Raw genomic sequence first — 25,791 nt, forward strand, 5'->3', positions numbered from 1 at the left:
CTAATATAATTATAACATATTATTTGTTTTTTTATATAACAATAATAACAAAAACCCCAGGAATTTTCCTGAGGTTCTTTATGACCCTATTAAATAAAAGATTGTAATTATTTTATTTATATCAAAAAACTTTTTTAAATTTTAAATTTACTGGAAAATTTCATCATTTCCTTTGTCATGCTTTCCAAATCCTCAATCAAGTTATCAAAGTTCTCCAACTTATATTTTTGTGTATTCATCATTTTTGCAATGTTTTCTACTTTTTCAGTTACTTGTTGAATTGAAACGGAAATAGCCTCTATTGCTTTTGTTATTTCCGAAGTTGAAATTTTCTGCTGTTCTGATATATTAGAGGTATATTCAACCATTTCTCCAATAGTATCAATTTCAGAAAGTATAATCTCCATCTGTTTTCCTATTTCTTTTATTGATTCTACTATTTGATTAACGTTACTTGTTATATTAGAACTTTCTTTCAAGGCATCACTGGCATCCTCTACAAGCGAATTTAAATTTTCTGTAATATTAGCAGCTGATCTACTTGACTCGTCAGCAAGCTTTCTTATTTCATCGGCAACTACAGCAAACCCTTTTCCTGCTTCTCCAGCCCTTGCTGCTTCTATTGCAGCATTCAACGCTAATAAATTTGTTTGTTTTGATATTTCGGTTATTTGATCTACTATTGCTTCAATGGCTTTAGTTTTTTCAAATAATTTAGAAATCATAGAATTGCTTTTTTCAACTAATTTTTCTATATTAGATACATCATTTATCATACTTTGAATATTTGATTTTCCTGAAGATGCATTAGTTGAAATTTCTTTTGTTTTTAAATTTAAATCATTTGCTGATTTAGATAACAAATCGGCTCCTGAAGTAATTTCTTCAATATTAGCGGTAGTTTCTTCAGCCGACGATGCAACAACTTCTAAATTTTCTTTAATTTCCTCAAATGATTCAAATGTTTTATTTGTAATATCTATTAATTCTTCTGAAGTTAGATTTAATTTTTCTTCTACATTATTCAATGTATTCGAATATTTATTAAACGAAATCGATATATTTTTAATAGTGTCTTTTAATAAATTAAAAATATTTGCTATTAACCCTATTTCATCTTTTCTTTTTATAGAAATATTTTTTGTCAAATCACCTTTAGATACCAATAATGCATTATTTTCTATTACTTTTATTGGTTTTGTTAAGCTATTAGAAAATGCTATAGCAATAATCACAGCAATTATTAATGTAATAGCAATTATAATAATTAATGCATTTCTCAAATTATTTATTGGCATATACGCTATATGTTTATCCTCTTCCAATATTATTTTCAATTTCTCATTATTTAAAGAAAGTTCAGAAGATATTCCCAATACATCATTGTTTTCAAAATTTGAATATTCCATAATATTATTTAAAATTGATGGTATTTCTTCTATTTTTTTTCCGGATTTTACACTTTTCAATTTTGTAATCAAGATATTTTTTGAGTTTAAAACATATATATTTGTAAAGTCTTTTTTGTTTATATTATCAAATATTGTTTTTCCTATCTTTTGAAAATCAATTGCTATTATTATATATCCATACCTTGAATACCTATATACAAAAGGTGTTCCTATAAATAATATGGGTTTATTATTTTTAAATTTATATATTTCAATACTGGAAAATTCGATATTAATCTTGTCATCTTCTTGCTTTTTAAGTTTATCATACAATTTACCTAAAGATGTATTTTTTAATTCTGAATTTTCAATATTTTCAGTGAATTCTTCTCCTTTATTTAAGGTGTAAATAATATCACCTTTGTTATTTATTAAATACACATCTTCTAAATTTTGAGATAAAGCATAACTTACAAGATTAGGATGATACTTTCTGTGTAATAAATCATAATCTGAAATTGCAAATTCATCATCTCCATATTTTTCTAAATTTTCATCATCAATCTTATATAATTTATATCTTTCTTCAGGAGAATTAGGATTTTTCTCCACATATACTTCTTTTAAATTTTTTATATTCTGAAAATCTTTAAAATACGAATTCATAGATTTTAACATTAATGGTATATATTGAAAATGTGCGATATTTTCCAAATCTCCTTTATAATTATCAAGAATCAAAGATAATTCAAAAGTTTTGGAATCCATAATATTCGAAAAATTTGATACAATCTCGTGTTCAAGAGCTTTTTTTGAACTATTTAGTGAAAAATATCCTAAAACAAAAAAAGGAACAAATAATGTTAAAATAAAAATAGTGAGTAATTTACTTTTCAATTTCATTAAACCACCCTTTCTTTATATTTATTAAAAAATTATATCATACATTTTTGTTTTTTCAAACACATATTTATACAGAATGGCCATCTTAAATGTGCTTTTTCGTAGCAGATGTTTTTGCAATCTATGAATTTTTGCTTTTTATGTATTGTATAACAAAAATACTATGTATGTATAATTATTCAAAAATACTTTTATTTATGGTATAATATAAACAAAAGTATAAGGAGGGATAATTATGTCTGTTGAATTGAAAGCTGTAAGTTTTGAAATTGATGATGAAAAATTTGCCATTGACATTAATCATGTTGATACAGTTATTGAATATCAAAAAACTACAAAAGTACCTGAAGCATCTGATTTTATTGAAGGAATTGTTAATTTTAGAGATGGTGTCTTACCTATAATAAATTTAAGATTGAAATTCAATTATCCTCAATTTCAAGACAAATATAAAGCTAAAGTTTTAGTTGTAAAAACAGGAGAAAAAAAATTCGGCTTGATGGTTGACGAAGTAAAAGAGGTTATGAATATAAAGCAGGAACAGATTGAAGAAACGCCATCAGTAGGAGGAACAAAAGCCGATTATATAAGCGGTATTATTAAAACTGAAGAGGATATGATTTTCTTAATAGATGTTGAAAAAATATTATCAACAGAAGAAAAAATTGAATTAGATAAGGTTATTAAATCATAATATTATGGGAGTCTGACAGCAAAAATATCAGGCTCCCCATTTTTATAATATAATGAAAATAATACGATATTATTATATGCATAAGGGTAAAATGCATCATCATAAATATCTGATGTTAAACAAAATTCTTTCTTATTTTTTATATCATATAATGATATTTTATAATAACCTTTTTCTAATTTAGAATATACTATATAATTTTTATAAACATATGGATCAACTTCATTTTGATCTGAAAATATCAAAGGTATAATTTTATTTTTTTCAAGCATATATATATTATTTTGTCCATTTGTTGGATTTATCATCTGAAATATTATTTTGTTTTTAAATACTACTGGTCTAAACTTAAATGTATCTTTTAATGAAGTAATCTTTTCAATATTGTCTTCTATTATATTATATTTATAAATTTCTGTCCAACTTTTCCCATTTCTCTCTTCTGCCGAAAAATATATATTCCCTTTATGATAATACGGAGTATATGCATTATAAGAATCGTCAGATATCCTCTTTATACTTTCTAATTCAGGATTATAAATTAAAACGTCCCATTTTCCATACAGCGAACTCTGAAATACAAAAGAACCATCTTCTGTTATATTTGGAAAATACTCAGAAGAAAAATTTAAAGGAATACTTATATATTTATTTTCCATAAAATCGTATCCCCATATATTTCTATTACCTATATATCTATCAGAAATAAAAATTATTTTGTTTCCATCTGGTGACATTGATGGATATTCATCCACACCATCCCAGTAAGTTAATTGTAAAAAATTCCATTGCTTACTGTAAAAAAATCGATTAAAAGATATTTTTTCAAGTACTTTAATAGTAAATTTTTTCACCCATTCTTCATTATCCTTTATTTTCTCAGACAAATCCAAAACAGTTCCATCAAATGAAGCCAAAATTCGAACATTGTTTTTAGAAGCATCTTCTGAAAACACTATCTTTAAATTATAATCTTCATTCTTATCTTCTTTATATACATTATATGAATACGAAAGCTTAGACTCAAATTCATCGACAATCTCGTTCATAATCCATGAATTTGAGTTTTGAATTAATAATATATTTTCTTTTTTTATTTTTATTTGAGAAAAATTGATAATAATTATGGATAAAAACAAGAATAATAGTATTTTTTTCATTTTAACTCAACAACTTTTTTACTATTGAATTAACCCTATTTCCATCAACTTTTCCTTTTAATTTTTTCATAGCCAATCTCATTATTTGCCCGAATTTTGCATTTTCTCCAATTTCATTAATAATATCTTTTACTATATTCTCAATTTCTTCATCTGACATTTCAGGTGGAAGATATTGTTGCAAAATTTCTAATTCATATTTCTCTTCTTCAACTAAATCATTTCTACCTGCATTGCTATATTGTTCAATAGAGTCTCTTCTCATTTTTATTTGTTTTCTTATTATTGTTAAAATTTCTTCTTCGTTTAACTCTCTTTGTTTTTCAACTTCAGCTTTTTTTATTTCTGTTTTAAGTATTTTTATAGCGTTTAAAGCTTTAGAATTTTTTTCTTTCATGAATTTTTTTATATCATTATTTAATTTGTTAATTAATTCCATACCTTCACACTCCTTTCAATTTTCATATATTATACCATATATAATTTAAAGTTCAATAAAAATATTTGAAATTTAGAGGGTTATTTTATGAAAAACTGTATATATATTTATAGGGTGTCCAATTAGTAAAGTAAGCGAAAACTCGAAAATTGCCTGAAAAAATAGCATATGAAGCCGGACAATTTTGCACGGATGCAAAATTGAGTGAAGCCGAACATGGATGTGAGTCTGATACGACCGGCGAAAATATGCTATTTTTGAAGATTAGCAATTAAGGTTTGAGCGGCTTTACTTTTTGGACAACGTATATATATTTATTTAATATCAACAGAAATAAATTAGCATATTTTTAATATTGACAAAAATAAAAAAAAATGTTATAATCATCGAGAGAAAATGACCAATAGTCAGGAGAATTGTATGACACGAAAAAAATATAATGAGGATAAAATTCTTGAGAAGAAAAGAATTATAATGCAAACTGCTAAAGAGATTTTTTATAATAAAGGTTATGAAAATACAACTATGAATGAAATTGCCAGAAATTCAAAAATGGCAAAAGGTACGTTGTATTTATATTTCTCCAGTAAAAAAGATTTGTTTTTTTCCTTAGTATATGAAGGGCTTTTAATATTAGAAGATTTAATAAAAAATAAAATAAATGCTGTAAATACAGGATTGGATAAAATTTTAAATATGGGGCGTGCATATATTCAGTTTTATAGAGAATATCCTGATTACTATAGTTTTGTTATCAAGTATGAGTCTGAAAAGGCTATTCTGGACCCTTCCGAAATAATTATAATAAATACTTATGAAAAAAGCGAAGAGATTTATGATATTTTAAAATTATTGATTCTAAAAGGTATTGATGATGGTTCTATAAGAAAAGATATTGATGTAAACAAATTATCTATGTTATTGTGGTTACAGACTGTCGGTATTGTTCAACAGTTCAATTTAAGAAAAAAGTTATATGAAAATTGGGATGAAGATTTTCCAGCCGAAGAAATACTGGATTATTATGTAATGTTTATTGAAAAAAGTTTAAAAAATGATGAATAATATTTTTTATTTTATCTTTTAATGACCATGAGTCATTTTAAATGAGCGAGGTGATATTATTATAAGAAAGTTGAAAATAGGAAATATTATACCTAAATATCCAATTGTTCAAGGAGGAATGGCTGTTGGAATATCGCTTGATGGATTAGCTTCTGCAGTTGCAAATGCTGGAGGAATTGGAGTTATAGGTACTGCTGGAATAGGCTTTTTTTCTAATATAAAAAACTATAAAGAAGCGAGTATAGAAAGTCTTAGAAATTATATTAGAAGTGCTAAGAAAAAAACAAAAGGCATTATTGGGGTTAATATAATGGTTGCACTTACTAATTATTCTGATATGGTTAAAACTGCTATCGATGAAGGTATTGATATCATTTTTTCTGGTGCGGGACTACCTTTAAATTTGCCATCTTTTTTGAATAATAGTAAGACTAAATTAGTTCCTATTATATCTTCTTTAAAAGCAGCTCAAATAATAGTAAAAAAGTGGATGTCTAGATATAACTATTTGCCTGATGCTTTTGTCTTAGAAGGTCCATTAGCAGGTGGTCATCTTGGCTATAAAAAAGAAAAAATATTTTCGAAAGATTCCAAACTTGAAAGAAATATCCCTATTATTAAAGACTATTTATTAACTATAGAACAAAAGTTTGGAAAACATATTCCTTTAATAGCAGGAGGTGGTTTATTTTCAAAAAGTGATGTTAATAGAGTGTTAGATTTAGGAGCTGATGGTATTCAAATGGGTACAAGATTTATAGCAACAGAAGAGTGTGACGCTGATATTAAATTCAAAGAAACTATAATAAATGCAAAATCTAATGATATCGCTATTATTGAAAGCCCTGTTGGATTGCCTGGCAGAGCTATTAGAAATGAGTTTATTGAATCTGTTGAAAAAGGAGAAAGGAAACCTTATGAGTGCAGATATCATTGTATAAAAACATGTGATTTTAAAAATGCTCCTTATTGTATTGCAAAAGCTTTGTATAATGCAGCTATAGGAAATATCAATGATGGATTTGTTTTTAGTGGAGGTTCCGTTTCGAAAATCAATAAAATGCAAAAGGTTAAAGATATTATAGAAGAATTATTTGAAAATTAAGGAGGAAAGAATATGGATAAGAAAGAATTATTCGAAAAAGTTGTTGATATTATGGCTGAAAGTTTAAGCATCGAAAAAGAAAAAATAACCGAAGATGCTAATTTAACAGATGATCTCGATCTTGATTCTTTAGAACTCGTTGATTTAACTATGGACTTTGAAAATGAATTAGGTATATCCATAGAAGATTCAGAACTTGAGAAAATAAAGACAGTTGGAGATATTGTTGAAATATTAGCAGCAAAAAATTAACTTCCCCTTTTGGAATTTTTTTAATAAAAGGAGCACCTTGTGCTCCTTTTATTATTAATGCCTATATCTTAAATTGTTCAAAAAATTCCTTTTCAGTTAATATTCGAATACCATATTTTTTTGCTTTTTCCAATTTGCTACCTGCATTTTTTCCTACTACCAATAAATCAAGTTTTTTGGTTACTGTATCTTTAAATATACCACCATTCTTTTCAATAACTTCTTTTAGTTCTCTACGTGACATTCTTTCTAATTCTCCAGTTACACAAATATTCATATTTTTAAAAATATCACCTATTCCCTCATTTTCTTGAGTTAATTTAATCCCATATTCTTTTAATTCATCGATTATATCTTTTATTCTTTTGTTTCTGAAAAAATCATATATTTGCTGAGCAATATCTTCCCCAATTCCCTCTATGGATATTAATTCATCGTATTCAGCATTTATGAGATTATCAATACTTTTGAATTTTATTGCAAGATCTTTGGCTATTTTCTTTCCAACATTTGGAATCCCCAATGCATATAAAACTTTCTCTAATCCTCTATTTTTAGATTTTTCAATTTGTTGTAAAATTTTGCTTATCATTTTTGGACCTATACCGTGCCCCAATGTGGCGAGTTTAAAATGATCTAGCTTATATAAATCAGATACCTTTTCTACTAATTTTGCTTCAACAATTCTATCAATTAACTTTGGTCCTAAACCCTGTATGTTCATTGCATCTCTTGATACCCAAACTTCTAAATTTCTTTTTAATTTCGCTTTGCATAATGGGTTTAAACATCTTACTGCTATTTCTTGAGAATTCATCTTCCCAACTTTTCCACCACAAACAGGACATTTTTCAGGAATTTTAATCTCTTTTTCCTCTCCAGTTCTTTTTGTTGTTAAAACTGTAACTATTTGCGGAATTATTCCTCCAGCTTTTTCTATTTTTACATAATCATTAATTCTAATATCTCTTTCTTTTATATAATCAAAATTGTGTAAACTAGCTCTTTGAACAGTAGTTCCTTCTAAAAATACTGGTTCAAAAATAGCCACAGGAGTAATTATGCCAGTACTTCCAACTTGAAATATAATATCTTTGATTTTTGTAATTGCCTGTTCAGCTGGAAATTTAAAGGCTATTGCCCATCTTGGACTACGTGCGGTATTTCCTAATTTTTTTTGATATTCAAAATTGTTAACCTTTATAACAGTTCCATCCACATCATACTCTAATTTGTTTTTATTTTCTGTCCAGTATTTCCAATATTCAATTACTCCATATATATTTTTAGATAGCTTAGTTTCTTTGTTCACTTTAAATCCCAATTTTTCTAAGTACGTTAAGGCATCTATCTGTGTTTTTATATTATGTTTTTCAGGTTCTAATATATAATAAATAAAAGAATCAAGATGTCGTTTAGAAACTTCAGATGTATCAAGAAGTTTAATAGTACCTGCAGTTGCATTTCTCGGATTTGCAAACACGTTCAGCCCTTCATTTTCTCTTTCTTCATTTATTCTTAAAAACTCCTTTTTAGGCATAAAAACCTCTCCGCGAACCTCAATGGTCACGGGTTCTTTTAATTTTAGAGGTATGCTCCTAATTGTTTTAATATTTTCTGTTACATCGTCTCCATTTATTCCATTTCCCCTTGTTATTCCCTGAATTAAGATTCCATTTTCATACCTTAGCGATATTGAAATTCCATCTATTTTTAATTCGCATGTATATTCAACATTTTTAAGATTAAGAAGTTTTTTTATTCTTTCATCAAATTCTATAACTTCTTTTTCATTATATGTGTTATCCAAACTCAGCATAGGAACAGTATGTGGCACAGTGTTAAATTGTTTTAATATTTTACCTCCAACTCTAAAACTTGGAGAATCTGGTGTTTTTAATTCCGGATATTTTTTTTCTAATGTTATTAGTTTTTTAAATAATTTATCATAATCGGTATCAGAAATTAAAGGATTATTTAATACATAGTAGTAATAATTATATTTTTCTATATTATTTTTTAGTTCTTCATACTCTTTTTTTATATCTTCTGATATCATAATAATTATTTCCACCTTTCATTAATTATCATCAATTATATTTATATTTTCAATATTCTCTATATACATCAATTCTTTTTGGATTTTGGATATTTCCATATAACCTGGTTTTTCCAGAACAAAATATAATATCCCATCATCTTTTTGTGAAAAGTCGATATTTTTTAATATTATATTATTATGTTTTGAGAATATATCCAATATTTCTTTAATATCTTTTTTATCTTTTAAAGTTATTTCAATAGTTCTTTCCATATTTAAATGTTTTGAAAATTTGTTTATATATAAAATAATTAGCGTTATTATTAAAGCGCTAATCCCTACGAAATATGCGCCTGCACCAAATGTCATACCTATTGATGCAGATACCCATAATGTTGCAGCGGTGGTTAATCCTTTAACTTTATTACCATTCTTTAATATTGTACCTGCACCTAAAAATCCTATTCCTGAAACAATCTGAGCTGCAATTCTTCCTGGGTCTCCAACTTTTGCTATAGGGTCATAAAATGATGTTATCGATATAATTGTCAATATGCTCGCACCTAAAGACAACAGCGCATGAGTTCTGATTCCAGCTGGTCTATTTATTTTTTCTCTATTATATCCAATTAAGGCCCCAGATATTGAAGATAATATTATTTTTATTATTATTTCATAATATGTCATCGTTCCACCTCTTCGATTATCACCATTGAAACTGCGTAATTGTTTTCGTGAGATATTGAAATATGTATTTTTATTTCACCGAATATTTCTTCTATATATCTTAATGTTTCTTTATCTATATAAGGTTTTCCATTTTCATTATTAAGAATGCTTATTTTTTTAAAAGGTATAAAAATCCCACATGCTTTTATTAATGATTCTTTTATAGAAAATCTTCCTGCAATAAACTCTTTTTTTCTTTTTCTGCCTTGAAACTTCTTTAATATTTTTAATTCTTTTTCGCTTAATATCTTATTTTCAATACCATCTGTTATTCTATCAATCTCAACTATATCTATGCCTATTCCCTTTATCATTCAAATTCCATCCTTATATTATCTCCATTGTTTATTTTCTCATTAAAGCTGAATATTTCTTTATCATTTATAAATATTCTATATTTGGTGAAACTGCTTATATCTAAATCTATATGTAAAAATAGGTCTAATAATTTTATATCTTTTTCCACTTTTTCTACCTTAATATGCATACCGTTATAAACTTTATTATTTATATCTATTTTATTGTTTTTATCTTTTACTATAATTTCTTCTATCGGTATTTCTATATTATTCCCATTCAAAACCACTGTAATAAACTTTTCTGGTTTAATATCAATAAAATCTGCAATATTTGGTAAATCAATGAATTTTGTGTTTAATCTGTCACCATCTTTTATTTCATCATAATCATTCAATATATTTCCATTTCTTAAAATGATTTTTCCTGCTGGTATTTCATAAGAATTATCGTTAATTGAGAATTTTATTACTGTAGTTTTTATATTTAAATCTTTTACAAAAGGATTTTTTATTTCTATTTTATCCCCATCATTTAATTCCTCTGAAATATCTGTTTCTTTATCTTCTCTATAGATTTTGGGATATATTTCATATAATTTTCCATCGATATATATTTTATACGCTTTTATAATATCTTTAAAGTATACCTTTTTTATTTTTCCATTTTCAGGCTTGCCAACTTCGATTATATCTCCCGGTTTTATAGGTGATTTTAAATCGGCTTTCATCCCATTTATTTTTATTTCTGCCTCTTTTCCTTTTTCACCAGGAATAAATTTCAATTCACCATTTATCTCATAAGATATTGCTGGAGCTGGCTTGCCTACAAGATCATTTATTCCAAATCCCGCCTGTAATAATACCTGTATTACAGAAATATTTCCACCAACCAGCATCATATTAATAGGCTTATTGTTAACCAAAACTCTTGCAAATACATTCCCTTCATTTTTATGTGCAACATATGCTATTCCAACTGGCGTGATAAATTCACTACCTTCAATTGTTTTATCTTCATTTTCAAATTTCACATAATCTATATTTTTTACGTCTTTTAAAGTTATTCTATTTTTTGACAAATTTAATTTTAAAGATAATTTTTCTACAAATCCTGGAACTTTACCTCCACCTCCAACTACCATTACAGCTATTGGAGGTTTTCCATTTAATTCTAAAATTTTTTCTGCTATTTTACCTGTAATTTCTTCAATTGTTGGATTTATAATTTCCATAATTTCATCTTTTGTTATTTCGTGCTCAAAATCTAAAATGTCTTTATATTTTAATATAGTATCATCGCCAGAATTCAGAGCTCTTTTCAATCGTTCAGCAGTTTTAAAGTCGACAAGTAATTCTTTAGAAATTGCTTCTGAAATTTCATCTCCAGCCATTGGTACCATTCCATAACCGATTATTGTTCCATCTTTGGATATTGCTATATCGCTGGTACCTGCTCCAACATCTATCATGGCTATATTTAGTGTTCTTAAATCTTCTGGTACAATTAAATTCATAGCTGCTATAGGTTCAAGCGTAATATGAACAGGTTCTAAATTATTAAGTTCTAATACAGCCAACATAGCATCTACAACATTTTTCGGCAAAAAAGCTGCTATTACTTTTACTTTTGCAACATTCCCTTTTTGACCTTCTAATTTTTTTATCCACTCTCCGTCAATTTCATAATATAATACAGAATATCCCACACAATAAAAATTTTTCTCAATTTCTAAATTTTCAACTGCATTTTTTACCGCTTCTAATTCTAAAGTCTTTACTGTATTATAATCAATATATTTGTTTTCAGATATGTTTTTTTCATATTCTCCAACAGTTGTAACTAAAAATCTACCTGCTAAGGCTACAGCAACATGTTTTATTTCGTTATTTTTTTCTTTAAGCTTATTTATTACTTTCTCAACACCTTTTGACACTTTAGTAACATCATGAATTTGCCCATCAAGCATAGCACGGTTCTCATGCTCTTTTATTGCAATATCTTTTATTATAATTTCTGAATCTTCATTCATTTCTGATATTAATCCAACAATAAATCTTGTGCCTATATCCAGTGCAAACATAATACACCTCCAATGAGGATTTGTTATTTTATCTCTATATATGTAACTCCAGTTCCGCCTTCTTTATCATTACCAAGTCTAAATGATTTTATTTTTTTATTTTTTCTTAAAAAATTCCATATACCCATTGCTAATTTTCCAGTTCCCTTACCATGAATTATATATCCATTATTAGAGTTTGACAAAATCATATCGGAAATAAATTTTTCTATTTCCGGTATAGCTTCTTCTACAGTCATACCTCTTATATCTATTTCATTCTTTTTATTATGAACAATATATACCTTTTCAATTTTCTTTTCTTTTTTTATCTCATCTTTTTCAATATTAATTTCATCCATAGAAACACTTAATTCAAAAGGCTTATCAAAGAATTTTATTATAATTTTGTCACCCTTTATTTTTATAACTTTTGCCTTTTCACCTGAAATATTCACTATATCCCCAATTTGTATATTTGTTTTTTTTCTTTTTTTATCATTAATTTTTATTTTTTCTATTTCTCTTTTTTTATTTTCAACCATTTTACCCAATTCTCTCAGTTGGTTTATATTTTTTTCTTTTTTTAGTATACTAATGTAATAATCTATTTCTTTTTTCAATTCTCTCAGATAATTTCTATATTTTTTTATGTCTTCATCTATCTTTTCAATTTCTTTTTTCTTTAATATTTTCATTTTTTCTTCTAAATTCTGTTTTAATTCTATAACTTCTTTATGTTTTAATTCATGTTTTTCCTTTTCTTTTTCTAATTCTTCATATATTTGAGTTAAGTTTTCTATAATTTTATCATCAAAGACCTGTTCTTTGCTTAAAAAATTATTTGCCTTTAATAATACATCATTTGGTAATCCCAATCGCTCTGCAATATCAATAGCATGAGATGCTCCTGGAACACCGACTAATAATTTATAAGTGGGCATTAAGTTTTCTTTGTCGAACCCCATTGAAGCAGACATTAAATTTTCGTTTTCTATTGAAAATATTTTTACTGCTGATAAATGGGAAGTTATAAAAAATGTAGATTTAAGTTCTATCAATTTTTCAATTATCGCTAATGCTAATGCAGAACCTTCTATAGGATCTGTTCCTGTTCCAAGTTCGTCTATTAGTATCAACGAATTTTCGTCGCTATTATCCAAAATATATTTTATATTTTTCAAATGAGCAGAAAATGTGCTCAATGTTTGTTCAATGCTTTGCTCATCCCCAATATCTGTATATACATTGTTAAAATATGGAATTTTTGCATTATATGCTGGAATTGGGAAAACTGCGTGAGAAAAAATCACACTAATTCCAATTGATTTTAAGACTACTGTTTTTCCTCCCGTATTAGGCCCTGTAATTATCATTCCACATTTATCTTTCGATAATTTCAGATTTACAGGAACAACTTCATCTTTTTTTATTAATGGATGTCTAATACCATCAAGTACTATTGTATTATTTTTATAATCAGGTAATGAAAATACATAATTATACTCTTTTGCATATCTGATTTTAGCTGTTAAACCATCAATATACTCAACTATTTCAATAGTTTTATTTATTGAATATATATTTTTTGTAATTTCTAAAAAAATATTCCCCAATATCCTTGAGATTTCAGATTTTTCCAACGCTATTAAATCCTGAAGTTCTGAATTTAATTTTCCTATCTCATATGGTTCAATATAAACAGAAATCCCTGTATCAGAATACGCAATTATCGTACCACCTATTTTATTTTTATATTCACTCCTTACTACTATACAATATCTATTGTTTTTTAACGTTGGTTGTTCTAAAGATACATATTTATGATATTTTGATATGGTTCTTTTTAGAGCAGCGCTTAGATTTTTTTTTATTATATCGATTTTTTTTCTTAACTGTCTTAACCTATCACTCGCCGTGTCTTTAATATTTCCGTCTTCATCTATAGATTTATCCACTAATTTTATAACTTTGTTCGTATCAGGAATAGAATTAAATATTTTATCTAATTCATTGTAACTTTTTAATAGTTTCTTATTTTCATCTCTGACATTTAATATTTGAGATAAAAAATTAGATATTTTTTTATATTCAACAGGTGTTAAATACATATTATTTTCAATTTTTTCTATTTCTAAATAAATTGCAGGAATTCCCCTTAAATCAAATTCTCCATATTTTAGAATAAATTCCTGATATTCTTTTAATATCATATATTCTTTTTCTAACAATTTATAATCTTTTATATATTCAAATTTTTCTAAAATATATTTCTTTCCATATTTTGAAAAAGAATATCTCGAAATCTTTTCCAATATTTTATTTATTTCTAAATCGTTATATGATTTTTGATTCATTAATTAAAAGAGCACCTCCATACCTAAAGAAACGGGAAAATAATTTATTGTTGCCATCTTATTATCCGTTGAAAAATATCTTGATTCATATCCTGCAAACAATGATAAATTAAAACTTGATATTTTATATGAAATGCCCAGATTTATGCTAATAGAAGTTGATAATGATTGAAATTGATCCTCTGTATGAACTCCACCAAATGCTAACACATTAAATTTTGAGTTAAACAAAAATTCTGTATTGTATAATGTTGCAATACCAAATTCATATCCGGCACTTTCTATTATGGCATTTAAATCTTTCATCTGTGTTTTATCAAGATTATCATAAATTATATATCCAAAATAAGGTCCAAAAAGCATTTCTGGAGAATCTTCAGCTGGATACATTATAGCAATTTTAAAAGAATAATAATTAAAATCTTTGAAGTTTTCATCCCATGTGTTTATATCTAAAGATGTTGATGATGAGGTTATTCCATAAGTTCCTATTGTAAAAAGGTTAAAAGAAAATCCAAAGAAACTAAACAATATTAAGAATAGAAGTAAGATTTTATTTTTTGCCATTTTACCCTCCCCTTTCAATTGGTTAATTTACCCTTTCTGTAGATAAAATTATCTTTTTCAATTTTTCAGGATTTAATACATATTCTTCTAAAAGTTCTTTTCTTGTTCCCTGGGGTACAAATTCATCTTTTATTCCAAATGCATGGAAATTGCATTTTATTTTGTTTTCTAATATATACGTTTTTATTTCTTCATTAAATCCACCTTTTATATTATTTTCTTCAACAGTAATTACATTAGATGTATTTTTTAGGTAAATATCTAAAATGTGTTTATCCAATGTTTTTATACTTCTTACACCAATTACAGTTGCATTTAATTCATTCCATAAATCTTTATATTCTTCTATCAGTTGCCCAACTACAAATATGACATTTTTCTCATTTCCTTTTTTTATTATTTTCCAGCTATAATCTACAATTTTTAAATTATCAAATATTTCATTTATGTTTAGCAATTCACCTCCACGAGGAAATCGTATAAATGTGGGAATATTCAAGTCTTTCTCTAAAGATGTATATATCATATTTGCTAAATCCTGAGCATTTAAAGGTGTTAGTATCTCAATATCTGGAATCAATCTTAAATATGAAATATCAAATACTCCGTGATGTGTGGGACCATCTTCACCAACTATTCCTGCTCTATCCAGTAAAAATAAAACAGGAATTTTTTGCAATGCTATATCGTGTATTATTGAATCAAAAGCTCTTTGCATAAATGTTGAATAAATATCAACAATAGCAAATGTACCTGCCAATCTTACCCCACCAGCTGCAGTAACAATAGAAGGTTCTGTAATACCTAAATCTATAACTCTTTCTGGATATATTTCTTTTAATATATTAAGTCCTGTACCTTCTTCCATTGCAGCAGTAAAAGCTACAAATTCATAATTTTTAGCAATATATTTTAATGTGTTTCCAACTACTTTTGAGTAAGAAATCTTTTCTGTTTTTTTATTACTAACTCCATGAAATTTTGTTGGATTCTTTTCTGCAAAATCCATTCCTTTACCTTTAATAGTCTTCAAATGTAAAATACATGGCCCATCTTTATAGTTTTTTATAAATTTTAAATTTTTTTCTAATTCTTTAATGTTATGCCCGTCCACTGGTCCATAATACTTTATTCCCATATCTTCAAAAACACCTATAGCACTATTATAAACTGTATGTTTTATTCCATCTCTTAGTCTTTTCAAAGCATGTTCAATGTCAATTCCTACTTCGGTACTTTCCAGAGAACCCTTAAGCTTTTCTTTAAAAGTAAAATAATCATTTGATATTCTAATTTTATTAAGCATTTTAGCTAAAGCTCCAACATTAGGGGAAATAGACATTTCATTGTTTAACAAAATTAATTTTATTTTTGAGTTTACTGATTTTAATTGATTTAGCGATTCGAGTATCATACCACTTGTCATAGCGCCATCGCCAAAAATGGCTATAATATTTTTTTCAATTCCCTGTTTTCTAAAGCCTATTTCATAGCCCAATGCTGCAGCTATTGATGTTCCCGCATGCCCTGCACCAAAATAATCATATTCACTTTCAAAAATGTTTGTAAAACCACTAATTCCATTTTTTTGTCTCAATGTTTTAAAATTATTCCATCTTCCTGTTAATAATTTATGTATATATGCCTGATGACTTGTATCCCATATTATAATATCTTTTTTCGGATCAAAAACTCTATATAAAGCCAGTGTTAATTCAACAACTCCCAGATTAGAAGACAAATGACCCGTATTTTTAATTACTGTATTATATATGTATTCTCTTATTCTTTTTGCAAAAGAATTTAGCTGTTCATAATTCATTTTTTTTATTGAATGATATAATGGTTTTTCTTTCATATAATCACCTCTACAATCTCTTAAATTCTTCCTTAGCGAGTCTATCTAATATTCCATTAATAAATTTCGCACTCTTTTCATTAGAGTATTTTTTTGCTAACTCCACAGCTTCATCTAAAATAACTTTTGGAGGTATATCTTTTCTATTATTTAATTCAAAAATTGCCAATCTTAAAATTGCTTTTTCAATATAAGCAACTCTATCAAATTCCCAATTAACTAAATATTTTTTTATCAATTCATCATAATCATTTTTGTTATTAATTATATTTTCTAAATAAATTTCCGCTTCCTCTATAAGGCTTTGAGGGACCTTTTTATCTTTCAAAAGGTCCCTCAATAAATTTTTTATTGTTTCATAAGATATTTCTTCATTAAAATCAATTTGAAATGTACTTTCTAAGACTGCTTCTCTAATTCTTCTTCTTTTTGATATCAATTTTCAACACTCCCATTATTTTCATCCTCTTCAAATTCATTTTCTGAAGTAATTTCATCTTCAAATTCTGGATACTTTTCCACTTCTTCGAAAGTTTCTTCATTTTGACTTACTATCAAACCATCTAAGATTATATCCACATTTCTTACAGGAACTTCTGTCATTTTTTCTACTTCTGATTTCAAAAATTTTTGTAAATTTTTTGCAAATTCTATAATACTAACACCGTATTTTGCTTTAGTTTTAATATATACAGATATTGTCTCATCATCATTTTCAACAATTTTTATCATTTTAGCAATATCTTTTTCATTTAATTCAATTTCTGGAACATTTTCTTTAAAATACAACTGATAAGATTTCATGGCCAATTCTTTTAAAGCTCCATCAGTAAACGAAAGCTCTCCAAATTGGTTATTTTCATTAATGGCCATACTTCCCCTCCTCTCAGGCTCTTTCTATATAATCTCCTGTTCTCGTATCTATTTTTACTTTTTGTCCAACTTCAACAAAAAAAGGAACTGTTGTCTTCAAACCCGTTTCTAATTTTGCAGGTTTTCCTCCACCGGATGCTGTGTCACCTTTAAAGTTTGGTTCAGTTTCAACTACTTCTAAAATTACTACAGTAGGCAAGACTATTCCAACTGGCTTTTCATCATAAAATGTTAAAGTTACTTCTAAATTATCAATCAAATAATCTTTTGCTTCTGAAACATCTTCTTCTGATAATAAATATTGTTCATATGTATTCAAATCCATAAAAACATAATTATCTCCATCATGATATAAATATTCGGCAGGTCTATAATCTAAAGCAGCTTCTTCAACTTTTTCACCGGAATTAAAATTTTTATCTACAACATATCCTGTTTTTAAATTTTTTAATTTTGTTTTTATTATACCACTACCTCTTCCGGTAAAATGTTTTTGCATACCCAAAACTCTATATAATTCACCATCCATAACAATAATCATTCCTTTTTTTAAATCACCTACAACTACCATAACTCTTATAACCTCCCTTAAAATTATAAAATAATTAAATTTTTATCGAAAGAAGTTAATGTTTCACAACCTTCTTCTGTTATTACAATATTATCTTCTATTCTCACGCCAAATTTCCCTGGTAGATATATACCTGGCTCAATAGTAATAACATCACCTACTTGAGATATAGTTTCAGAATTTTTTGATACTCTTGGATTTTCGTGAACTTCAATTCCCAAACCATGACCAAGACTATGAGTAAAGTATTCTCCATATCCTCCTTCAGAAATAATATTTCTTGCTACTTTATCCAATTCAGAATATTTCATTCCTGATTTTGCTGCTGCAATAGCTGCTTTTTGCGCTTTTAACACAAGTTCATAAATTTCTTTTTGTTTTTCAGAAATATTCCCAACAGCTATTGTTCTTGTTATATCAGAATTATACCCATTTGCATATGCACCAAAATCTATAACTATTAATTCTCCATTTTCTATTTGTTTTTCACTTGCAATACCATGTGGAAGAGCACCTCTATAACCTGATGCAACTATTGTTTCAAATGCATAGTTATCAGCTCCGTATAATTTCATATTATATTCTAATTTTGCAGCAAATTCCTTTTCTGTCATACCTATTTTAAAAGTATCAAGAGTTTCCTCCAAAGCTTTTTCAGCAATAACTGCTGCTTCTTTAATAAAAGAAATTTCCTGTTGAGTTTTAATTCTTCTCATTTCATTTATTATATCCTCTGCTGGTACAAATTCATAATTTTCGAACTTTTTTAAAATATTTATATAAATATTTGAAGATACCTTGTTTGACTCAAATCCTATTTTTGAACCCTTTGGAATTGTAATAATAGTATTTAATTCCTCTGACAATTTACTTTTAAAAAGAGTAGGTTTAATTCCTGTTTGTTTTTCTGCTTGTTCAGTATATCTACCATCAGTTGAAAACTTTATATCGTTATGTGTAATAAAAATTACTGAAAAAGATCCTGTGAATCCTGTTAAATAATAAGATGTTGGTTTTGAAGAATTTTCGATATTTATTATCAAAAAAGCATCCAATCCTTTTTCCAACATTTTTTCTCTTAATTTTTTTATTCTATTTTCAAACATGCTGAAATCCCCTTTCTAAAATTTATATATTCATATTATATCATAGAATTAAAAAAGTTTTAATTGATTTTCATTTCGTTTGAATCTTTTTTGCTTTATTTTTTTCATGCTTTTTAATTTGTTTTCAAATTCTGTTTTATTTGAAATTTCTTCCATTATTTCCTTAGCTCTATCCACAACTTCTCCAGGAAGGCCTGCTAACTTTGCCACTTCTATACCATAACTTTTATCGCTAATCCCATCCTCGATTTTATGTAAAAAGATTATACCAGATTCAGTTTCTAAAACTTTTACTCTTTTATTAATAATACCATCATAAAAATCATTTAACATTGTTAATTCCATATAATGTGTAGCAAAAATTGTATATGATTTTAATACCTGATATATATATTCAGATGTAGCCCAAGCCACACTTATTCCATCAATAGTACCTGTCCCTCTTCCAACCTCATCGAGTAAAATTAAACTATTCTCATCAGCATTATTCAATATTGTTGATACTTCTGACATTTCCACTAAAAATGTGGATTTACCACTTACAACATCATCTTTTGCCCCTATTCTGGTAAATATATTTTTTAAAACAGGTATTTCTGCTTTTCTTGCAGGTACATAAGAACCTATTTGAGCCATTATAGAAATAATACCGATTTGTCTTAAATATGTGGATTTACCACTCATATTTGGTCCTGTAAGTATTACAAATCTATTTTCTTTAGTAAGATTTATTGTATTAGGAATAAAATTATCAGTAAATTGTTCTACAACTGGATGCCTTCCATCAATAATTATAAAATTTTCTTCATTAAATTTTGGTCTGATATATTTATTTTTTATTGAAACTTCTGCAAATCCCCTTAAAATATCTATTTTAGATATTTTATTGGAAAGTTTTTTTAAATCTTTAATATATTTTTGAAGTTCAACTATTAAATTATTAAATATTTTCTTTTCTAACTCATCTATTTTTTTCTCAGCAATTGCATATTTTTCTTCTAATTCTCTTAGTTCTTGTGTAATAAACCTTTCAGAATTAACTAACGTTTGTTTTCTTATATAATACTGCGGAATTTTATCAATATTTGCTTTTGTAACTTCAATATAAAAACCATATATTTTATTTCTTGAAACTTTCAAATTTGATATTCCTGTTTTTTGTTTTTCTTTTGATTCTATTTCTTTTAAATACAAATTTGAATTTTCAAAAATCTCTTTATATTGATCCAATTCATCATTATACCCTTTTCTTATAACCTTTCCAGTTCCAACCTGCGTTGTCGGTTCATCAACTATTGCCTTATTCAATAACTCTTTCAAATTATGAAATTCATCTAATGTCTCTAATCCCAATATAGTTAATAATTCATTAATATAAGGCAAAGCATCAAGAGATGTTTTTAATGCAACCAAATCCCTCGGAGTAGCCCTTAACAGTGCAATCCTTGAAGATATTCTTTCTATATCTCTAATTGAACTTAAATATTCTTTCATTTCTTCCATGATTAATTTATCATTTCTAAATAATTCAACAATTTCTAATCTCTCTTCAATTAAATTTTTATCAATTAAAGGTTTTGAAATCCATTGTTGAAGCATTCTTGCTCCCATAGATGTTTTTGTAAGCTTAATAATATCATACAAAGTTTTTCCTTTATTTTCTTTATTTGGAAGTAACCCTAAATTCAATATTGTAGTGGAATCCAAAACCATATTGTTTGTATTTTTAAATCGTTTCGGAAAAGAAAAGTGGGTTATTTTTTGTTTTTGAGTAATTTCAAGATATTTAAACACAGCACCTAATGATAATAATTCATTTTTATTCAAATTTAAAACATCAATATTCACAATTTCATAACTTTCTTTTATTATATCTTCAAAATTTTTATTGAAATACCATTCATCTAATTCTTCAATATAAATATTTGATTGAATGTTTTTTATTTTATTTCTCAATGTTTTTAGATTTTTAGAAATTAGAATCTGGACAAAAGAATATGAAGAAATAAAATCCAAAATTTCATTTTCTGAATAATTGAATGTATCTATATACAACTCTCCAGTACTAAAATCGAAAACAACAAATATATATTCTTCGCCTTTTAACGAATATATTAAAAGAGAATATCTATTGTTTTCATCTATCATATTTTCTTCCACTACAGTACCAGGAGTTAAAATTTTTGTTACTTCTCTTTTTACAATTCCTTTTGCAGTGGCTGGATCTTCAACTTGCTCACATACAGCTACTTTCAAGCCACTTTCAAGAAGCTTTTTTAAATAATTATCAAGAGCATGATAAGGTATTCCTGCCATTGGATGGCCATTCCTCTGAGTTAAAGTTATTTGAAGAATTTCGCTGGTAATTTTAGCATCGTCAAAAAAAGTTTCATAAAAATCTCCTAATCGAAACAATAAAATACAATCTTTATATTCGTTTTTTATTTCCAGATATTGTTTCATCATTGGAGTTAAATTGTTGATAATATCACCTTCCCATTACATTAGGGTGCTTTCGCACCCTAATGATGTTTCATTATGAAATTATTGTATCAGGGCGCATTTGCGCCCTGATACTTTATTTTATTTCTTTTCTGCTTTTAATAACTTTATCGATCAAACCGTATTTCAAAGCTTCTTCAGCGGACATGAAATAATCTCTATCTGTATCTTTTTCTATTGTTTTTAAATCCTGACCTGTATGTTCGCTTAATATATTATTTAGCATTTTTTTAATTCTTAATAATTCTTGAACCTGAATTTCAACATCTTTAGCCGTTCCCTGAGCACCACCCCATGGTTGATGGATCATGATTCTTGAATTAGGCAAGGCAAACCTTTTTCCTTTTGCTCCAGCTGCCAATAATACAGCTCCCATTGATGCTGCCTGCCCTATACATATTGTAGCAACATCTGGTTTTATATATTGCATTGTATCATACATCGCTAAACCAGCAGTTACAGAACCACCTGGACTGTTAATATATAAATATATGTCTTTTTCAGGGTCTTGTGCTTCTAAAAAAAGCAATTGTGCGACAACTAAATTTGAAACATAATCATTAACATCTGATCCTAAAAATATGATTCTATCTTTTAACAATCTTGAATAAATATCATAAGCTCTTTCATATCTTCCTGTAGATTCAACTACAACTGGTATTGGCATACTCATTGTGAATTCACCTTCCTTATTTTTTCAAATATTTTTCCCACTGGAAGAGCCAATAAAAACATATGGCCACTATCTGTAAATATTATTGATCTTACACTTTTTCCATAAGTTAAATCAACCAAACTTGTTGTATTTTGATGTTCTTTTTTTAATCTCTTATAATGAGCGAATTTTTCTGGTATAATAGAATGTATCCTTTCCGCAACTAAAAAAGAGTTTTTTGTTACATTTATGATAGCCATATTTTCACCTCCATGAATTATATTATACACCGAAAATATTAAAAAATCAAAACGGAGGCGATAAAATGAGTGAAAATATATTTATTGATGAAGCGATTATTACTGTATTCGGAGGAAAAGGCGGTGATGGAATCGTCAGTTTTAGGCGAGAAAAATTTATTCCAAAAGGTGGTCCGGATGGTGGAGATGGCGGTGATGGCGGAAATGTAATTATTGTATCGAAAATAGAAAAAAATACATTAACAGATTTTAGATTCAAAAAGAAGTTTAGAGCTGAAAATGGAAAAAATGGGCAGGGAAAAAAAATGCATGGTAGAAACGGGAAAAATTTAATTATTGAAGTTCCTGTTGGTACATTAGTATATAATTATGAAACAAATGAATTAATTGCAGATTTAAAATATCCAAATCAATATGTTGTCGTAGCGCGGGGTGGAAAGGGAGGAAAAGGAAACGTTCATTTTATGAATTCAAAAATTCAGGCTCCTACAATAGCTGAAAAAGGAGTTGAAGGCGAAGTAAAAATATTAAAGTTAGAATTAAAAGTTTTAGCGGATGTTGGAATCATAGGTTATCCAAATGTGGGGAAATCAACTTTAATATCTGTAATATCAAATGCTAAACCAAAAATAGCCAACTATCATTTTACTACTTTAATACCAAACTTAGGTGTAGTTGACATGGGTGACGGAAATACATTTGTTGTTGCGGATATACCTGGATTAGTCCCCGGAGCACATGAAGGCATTGGCCTTGGAGATAGATTTTTAAAACATGTGGAAAGATGCTATTGTTTGGTTCATATGTTAGACATTTCAGAAAGTGAAGGTAGAAAAGTTCAAGATGATTATTATACTATAAGAAAAGAATTGGAAAAATTTTCTCCTGAATTGGCAAAAAAATTAGAGATTATAGTAGTAAATAAATCTGATTTATTAGATGATGAAGAATTAAATAAAAGAATTAAAAAATTAGAAAATGAGATAAGTAAGAAGATAATACCTATTTCTGCAGCTACAAAAAAGAATGTAGATAAATTATTAAATGAAATATGGAATAATATCAAAGAAATGAGAATAGATAGACAGAAAGAAATATTAAAATCTTTAAAAAATGCTCCAGAAAAATTAAAATTAGACATTAAACCTGTAGATATTGAAATTCCCAAAAAAGTAAGGTTTGAAATCATAAAATGGGATGAAGGAATATATGAAGTTACAGGAAAAGAAGTGGAAATTCTCTTAAAAAAATATCCAATAGAACAAAAAGATGCGAGAATTAAGATTTTAGAGATACTTGAGAAAAGTGGTTTAGAAAAAACATTGAAAAATATCGGTGTAAAAGAAGGAGACACAGTTTATTTAGGAAATTTCGCATTTGAATATATGGAGTGATTTTTATGATAGTTATTTTTGGGGGGAGTTATAATCCACCACATATTGGTCATAGAATCATTGCAGAATATGCATACGATTATTTGAAACCAGACAAGTTTTTAATTATACCTGCTGTAATTCCACCACATAAATTAAAAAATAATGACATTGCTGATTTTAAAATCAGATTTTCCTGGTGTAAAAAAACTTTTCCACAGAAAAGATTTATAATTTCCAATATAGAAGAAATATTACCCAAGCCTTCTTATACCTATCAAACAGTCACATATTTAAAAGAAAAATATAACGGTGAAATTTTTTTGTTAATAGGAGAAGATTCGCTGGTTAATTTCCATACCTGGTATAAATGGAAAGATTTATTAAAAGAAGTAACATTAGTTGTATATAAAAGATACTCAGAAAAGTTAAAATTTGACAACTATAATTTGCCTCACATATTTTTAAATTCACCTTTAATAGAAATTTCTTCAACAGAAATACGAGATAGAATAAAAAAAGACCTCAGTATTTATGGAATGGTAGATGATAAAATTAGTAATGAAGTTATAAATTATTACAAAAATAATAATTAGAAAAATTAAATACTTACAAGGATGTCCAAAAATTCAAACTTATTTATATTATTTTTTAGAAATACTTCATTATAAAACTAAAATGGAAGCTTTTGTAGCTTCCATTTTTTATTATTAAAATCTCGTGTCGCCACCAAATAGACCTCCCAATAAATTACTTCCTATTCCATCGATTCCACGCGTTTCACCTTTATTAGAAAACCTTGCAGCAGAATAGATTCTATCAGCAAGTCTGGAAAATGGAAGGCTTTGTAAATAAACAATTCCAGGTCCTGTTACTCTTGTTAAAAACATTCCTTCTCCACCAAAAAGGGCATTTTTAAAACCTCCAACAAATTGAATATCATAATCTACTGTATTAGAAAAGCCGACAATACACCCTGTATCAACTCTTAACGATTCTCCAGGCATAAGATTTTTCTCAATTATCATGCCGCCTGCATGAATAAAAGCCATTCCATCCCCAACTAATCTTTCTAAAATAAAACCTTCACCACCAAATAATCCTGCACCAATTTTTTTAGTAAATGCTATTTCTATTTCTATACCAGCTGCAGAACACAAGTAACTATCTTTTTGACATATAAATTCACCATTAAATCTTTTTAAATCTATTGGAATAACTTTCCCAGGATATGGCGCTCCAAATGCCACATGTTTTTTTCCATAAGCGACATTAATAAAATTTGTAATAAAAAAGCTTTCACCAACGAACATTCTTTTTAATCCTTTAAAAAAGCCACCTCCTGTGTTGGTCTGCATTTCAATTCCATCATCCATATACATCATAGCTCCAGCTTCAGCTCTAACTCCCTCGCCTGGATCAAGTTCAATTTCCACAAGTTGCATATCATCTCCAATAATTTTATAATCGATAATATCAGCCATGAAATCCCTCCTTAAATTTTATTCCCTTTCACATTATATCATATTAT

The 25,791-nt window shown here is 27.2% G+C and carries 24 protein-coding genes; 6 read left to right on the forward strand and 18 right to left on the reverse strand.

The window, feature by feature from the left end:
* Window positions 1-134 precede the first annotated feature (134 nt).
* Window positions 135-2,294: a methyl-accepting chemotaxis protein gene (locus XO12_RS00660; RefSeq protein ID WP_175419525.1), complete on the reverse strand. Its 2,160-nt coding sequence runs from the start codon at window positions 2,292-2,294 to the stop codon at window positions 135-137.
* A 235-nt stretch (window positions 2,295-2,529) separates the two neighbouring features.
* On the opposite strand from XO12_RS00660, the gene XO12_RS00665 reads away from it, so the two are divergent.
* Entirely contained in the window at window positions 2,530-2,988 is a 459-nt protein-coding gene (locus XO12_RS00665) for a chemotaxis protein CheW (RefSeq protein ID WP_047264847.1), read from the forward strand.
* Between the two features lie 2 nt (window positions 2,989-2,990).
* Here XO12_RS00665 and XO12_RS00670 read toward each other — a convergent pair whose 3' ends face one another.
* Together XO12_RS00670 and XO12_RS00675 are read right to left on the reverse strand one after the other, a co-directional pair.
* On the reverse strand, window positions 2,991-4,148 hold the full coding sequence (locus XO12_RS00670) for a PD40 domain-containing protein (protein ID WP_047264846.1): 1,158 nt from the start codon (window positions 4,146-4,148) through the stop codon (window positions 2,991-2,993).
* A 1-nt stretch (window position 4,149) separates the two neighbouring features.
* Window positions 4,150-4,587, reverse strand: a complete 438-nt coding sequence (locus tag XO12_RS00675; RefSeq protein ID WP_175419526.1) for a GatB/YqeY domain-containing protein — start codon at window positions 4,585-4,587, stop codon at window positions 4,150-4,152.
* A 420-nt stretch (window positions 4,588-5,007) separates the two neighbouring features.
* On the opposite strand from XO12_RS00675, the gene XO12_RS00680 reads away from it, so the two are divergent.
* Genes XO12_RS00680 through XO12_RS00690 form a run of 3 tightly spaced genes read left to right on the forward strand, consistent with a single transcriptional unit; the run spans window position 5,008 to window position 7,009 of the window.
* Window positions 5,008-5,652, forward strand: coding sequence for a TetR/AcrR family transcriptional regulator (locus XO12_RS00680; protein WP_047264844.1), 645 nt, complete (start codon window positions 5,008-5,010; stop codon window positions 5,650-5,652).
* Between the two features lie 55 nt (window positions 5,653-5,707).
* The gene (locus XO12_RS00685) at window positions 5,708-6,757 is read left to right on the forward strand and encodes a nitronate monooxygenase family protein (RefSeq protein ID WP_084822574.1); all 1,050 of its coding nucleotides are present in this window, start codon (window positions 5,708-5,710) and stop codon (window positions 6,755-6,757) included.
* A gap of 12 nt (window positions 6,758-6,769) precedes the next feature.
* Complete coding sequence (locus XO12_RS00690; protein WP_047264843.1) at window positions 6,770-7,009, forward strand: acyl carrier protein; 240 nt, start codon at window positions 6,770-6,772, stop codon at window positions 7,007-7,009.
* Between the two features lie 61 nt (window positions 7,010-7,070).
* On the opposite strand, the gene ligA is transcribed toward XO12_RS00690, so the two are convergent.
* From ligA to XO12_RS00760, 14 genes are all read right to left on the reverse strand, one after another.
* Window positions 7,071-9,068 carry an NAD-dependent DNA ligase LigA gene (ligA, locus tag XO12_RS00695; protein ID WP_047264842.1) on the reverse strand — a complete coding sequence of 666 codons (1,998 nt, stop codon included), beginning with the start codon at window positions 9,066-9,068 and terminating at the stop codon, window positions 7,071-7,073.
* A gap of 21 nt (window positions 9,069-9,089) precedes the next feature.
* The gene (locus tag XO12_RS00700) at window positions 9,090-9,737 is read right to left on the reverse strand and encodes an MgtC/SapB family protein (protein WP_047264841.1); all 648 of its coding nucleotides are present in this window, start codon (window positions 9,735-9,737) and stop codon (window positions 9,090-9,092) included.
* Window positions 9,734-10,093 carry a holo-ACP synthase gene (gene acpS / locus XO12_RS00705; protein WP_047264840.1) on the reverse strand — a complete coding sequence of 120 codons (360 nt, stop codon included), beginning with the start codon at window positions 10,091-10,093 and terminating at the stop codon, window positions 9,734-9,736. The genes XO12_RS00700 and acpS overlap by 4 nt, the downstream gene beginning before the upstream one ends.
* Window positions 10,090-12,159 (reverse strand): cell division protein FtsA, encoded by a 2,070-nt coding sequence (locus tag XO12_RS00710; protein ID WP_052913094.1) that lies wholly within the window; start codon window positions 12,157-12,159, stop codon window positions 10,090-10,092. Before XO12_RS00710 ends, acpS begins: the two co-directional genes overlap by 4 nt.
* Window positions 12,160-12,182: 23 nt before the next feature.
* Window positions 12,183-14,495, reverse strand: a complete 2,313-nt coding sequence (locus tag XO12_RS00715; RefSeq protein WP_047264838.1) for an endonuclease MutS2 — start codon at window positions 14,493-14,495, stop codon at window positions 12,183-12,185.
* Between the two features lie 3 nt (window positions 14,496-14,498).
* Window positions 14,499-15,062, reverse strand: coding sequence for a hypothetical protein (locus XO12_RS00720; protein ID WP_175419527.1), 564 nt, complete (start codon window positions 15,060-15,062; stop codon window positions 14,499-14,501).
* Window positions 15,063-15,084: 22 nt separating this feature from the next.
* Window positions 15,085-16,920, reverse strand: coding sequence for a 1-deoxy-D-xylulose-5-phosphate synthase (gene dxs, locus XO12_RS00725; protein ID WP_047264836.1), 1,836 nt, complete (start codon window positions 16,918-16,920; stop codon window positions 15,085-15,087).
* A gap of 10 nt (window positions 16,921-16,930) precedes the next feature.
* Window positions 16,931-17,359, reverse strand: coding sequence for a transcription antitermination factor NusB (gene nusB / locus XO12_RS00730; protein ID WP_047264835.1), 429 nt, complete (start codon window positions 17,357-17,359; stop codon window positions 16,931-16,933).
* Window positions 17,356-17,793, reverse strand: a complete 438-nt coding sequence (locus XO12_RS00735) for an Asp23/Gls24 family envelope stress response protein (RefSeq protein ID WP_047264834.1) — start codon at window positions 17,791-17,793, stop codon at window positions 17,356-17,358. The genes nusB and XO12_RS00735 overlap by 4 nt, the downstream gene beginning before the upstream one ends.
* 13 nt (window positions 17,794-17,806) lie before the next feature.
* Window positions 17,807-18,364, reverse strand: a complete 558-nt coding sequence (efp, locus tag XO12_RS00740; protein ID WP_047264833.1) for an elongation factor P — start codon at window positions 18,362-18,364, stop codon at window positions 17,807-17,809.
* A 23-nt stretch (window positions 18,365-18,387) separates the two neighbouring features.
* Window positions 18,388-19,470 (reverse strand): Xaa-Pro peptidase family protein, encoded by a 1,083-nt coding sequence (locus tag XO12_RS00745; RefSeq protein WP_047264832.1) that lies wholly within the window; start codon window positions 19,468-19,470, stop codon window positions 18,388-18,390.
* A 48-nt stretch (window positions 19,471-19,518) separates the two neighbouring features.
* Window positions 19,519-21,933, reverse strand: a complete 2,415-nt coding sequence (mutS, locus tag XO12_RS00750; protein ID WP_047264831.1) for a DNA mismatch repair protein MutS — start codon at window positions 21,931-21,933, stop codon at window positions 19,519-19,521.
* A gap of 115 nt (window positions 21,934-22,048) precedes the next feature.
* Window positions 22,049-22,645 (reverse strand): ATP-dependent Clp endopeptidase proteolytic subunit ClpP, encoded by a 597-nt coding sequence (gene clpP, locus XO12_RS00755; RefSeq protein WP_047264830.1) that lies wholly within the window; start codon window positions 22,643-22,645, stop codon window positions 22,049-22,051.
* Window positions 22,642-22,887 carry a DUF370 domain-containing protein gene (locus XO12_RS00760; protein WP_047264829.1) on the reverse strand — a complete coding sequence of 82 codons (246 nt, stop codon included), beginning with the start codon at window positions 22,885-22,887 and terminating at the stop codon, window positions 22,642-22,644. The genes clpP and XO12_RS00760 overlap by 4 nt, the downstream gene beginning before the upstream one ends.
* Before the next feature lie 65 nt (window positions 22,888-22,952).
* Here XO12_RS00760 and obgE point away from each other — a divergent pair, with 65 nt between their 5' ends.
* Complete coding sequence (gene obgE, locus XO12_RS00765) at window positions 22,953-24,281, forward strand: GTPase ObgE (protein WP_047264828.1); 1,329 nt, start codon at window positions 22,953-22,955, stop codon at window positions 24,279-24,281.
* Between the two features lie 5 nt (window positions 24,282-24,286).
* The gene (gene nadD, locus XO12_RS00770; RefSeq protein ID WP_047264827.1) at window positions 24,287-24,856 is read left to right on the forward strand and encodes a nicotinate (nicotinamide) nucleotide adenylyltransferase; all 570 of its coding nucleotides are present in this window, start codon (window positions 24,287-24,289) and stop codon (window positions 24,854-24,856) included.
* Window positions 24,857-24,970: 114 nt separating this feature from the next.
* On the opposite strand, the gene XO12_RS00775 is transcribed toward nadD, so the two are convergent.
* Window positions 24,971-25,744, reverse strand: a complete 774-nt coding sequence (locus XO12_RS00775; protein ID WP_047264826.1) for a TIGR00266 family protein — start codon at window positions 25,742-25,744, stop codon at window positions 24,971-24,973.
* Window positions 25,745-25,791 lie beyond the last annotated feature (47 nt).

Origin of the sequence: Marinitoga sp. 1154, from assembly GCF_013363285.1 — a bacterium.
Classification (GTDB): domain Bacteria; phylum Thermotogota; class Thermotogae; order Petrotogales; family Petrotogaceae; genus Marinitoga.

What these genes read in the sequence shown, in the direction of transcription:
- XO12_RS00660 (WP_175419525.1), bottom strand. Translation starts at nt 2,294, where the DNA reads ATGAAATTGAAAAGTAAATTACTCACTATTTTTATTTTAACATTATTT.
- XO12_RS00665 (WP_047264847.1), top strand. Translation starts at nt 2,530, where the DNA reads ATGTCTGTTGAATTGAAAGCTGTAAGTTTTGAAATTGATGATGAAAAA.
- XO12_RS00670 (WP_047264846.1), bottom strand. Translation starts at nt 4,148, where the DNA reads ATGAAAAAAATACTATTATTCTTGTTTTTATCCATAATTATTATCAAT.
- XO12_RS00675 (WP_175419526.1), bottom strand. Translation starts at nt 4,587, where the DNA reads ATGGAATTAATTAACAAATTAAATAATGATATAAAAAAATTCATGAAA.
- XO12_RS00680 (WP_047264844.1), top strand. Translation starts at nt 5,008, where the DNA reads ATGACACGAAAAAAATATAATGAGGATAAAATTCTTGAGAAGAAAAGA.
- XO12_RS00690 (WP_047264843.1), top strand. Translation starts at nt 6,770, where the DNA reads ATGGATAAGAAAGAATTATTCGAAAAAGTTGTTGATATTATGGCTGAA.
- ligA (WP_047264842.1), bottom strand. Translation starts at nt 9,068, where the DNA reads ATGATATCAGAAGATATAAAAAAAGAGTATGAAGAACTAAAAAATAAT.
- XO12_RS00700 (WP_047264841.1), bottom strand. Translation starts at nt 9,737, where the DNA reads ATGACATATTATGAAATAATAATAAAAATAATATTATCTTCAATATCT.
- acpS (WP_047264840.1), bottom strand. Translation starts at nt 10,093, where the DNA reads ATGATAAAGGGAATAGGCATAGATATAGTTGAGATTGATAGAATAACA.
- XO12_RS00710 (WP_052913094.1), bottom strand. Translation starts at nt 12,159, where the DNA reads ATGTTTGCACTGGATATAGGCACAAGATTTATTGTTGGATTAATATCA.
- XO12_RS00715 (WP_047264838.1), bottom strand. Translation starts at nt 14,495, where the DNA reads ATGAATCAAAAATCATATAACGATTTAGAAATAAATAAAATATTGGAA.
- XO12_RS00720 (WP_175419527.1), bottom strand. Translation starts at nt 15,062, where the DNA reads ATGGCAAAAAATAAAATCTTACTTCTATTCTTAATATTGTTTAGTTTC.
- dxs (WP_047264836.1), bottom strand. Translation starts at nt 16,920, where the DNA reads ATGAAAGAAAAACCATTATATCATTCAATAAAAAAAATGAATTATGAA.
- XO12_RS00735 (WP_047264834.1), bottom strand. Translation starts at nt 17,793, where the DNA reads ATGGCCATTAATGAAAATAACCAATTTGGAGAGCTTTCGTTTACTGAT.
- efp (WP_047264833.1), bottom strand. Translation starts at nt 18,364, where the DNA reads ATGGTAGTTGTAGGTGATTTAAAAAAAGGAATGATTATTGTTATGGAT.
- XO12_RS00745 (WP_047264832.1), bottom strand. Translation starts at nt 19,470, where the DNA reads ATGTTTGAAAATAGAATAAAAAAATTAAGAGAAAAAATGTTGGAAAAA.
- mutS (WP_047264831.1), bottom strand. Translation starts at nt 21,933, where the DNA reads ATGAAACAATATCTGGAAATAAAAAACGAATATAAAGATTGTATTTTA.
- clpP (WP_047264830.1), bottom strand. Translation starts at nt 22,645, where the DNA reads ATGAGTATGCCAATACCAGTTGTAGTTGAATCTACAGGAAGATATGAA.
- XO12_RS00760 (WP_047264829.1), bottom strand. Translation starts at nt 22,887, where the DNA reads ATGGCTATCATAAATGTAACAAAAAACTCTTTTTTAGTTGCGGAAAGG.
- obgE (WP_047264828.1), top strand. Translation starts at nt 22,953, where the DNA reads ATGAGTGAAAATATATTTATTGATGAAGCGATTATTACTGTATTCGGA.
- nadD (WP_047264827.1), top strand. Translation starts at nt 24,287, where the DNA reads ATGATAGTTATTTTTGGGGGGAGTTATAATCCACCACATATTGGTCAT.
- XO12_RS00775 (WP_047264826.1), bottom strand. Translation starts at nt 25,744, where the DNA reads ATGGCTGATATTATCGATTATAAAATTATTGGAGATGATATGCAACTT.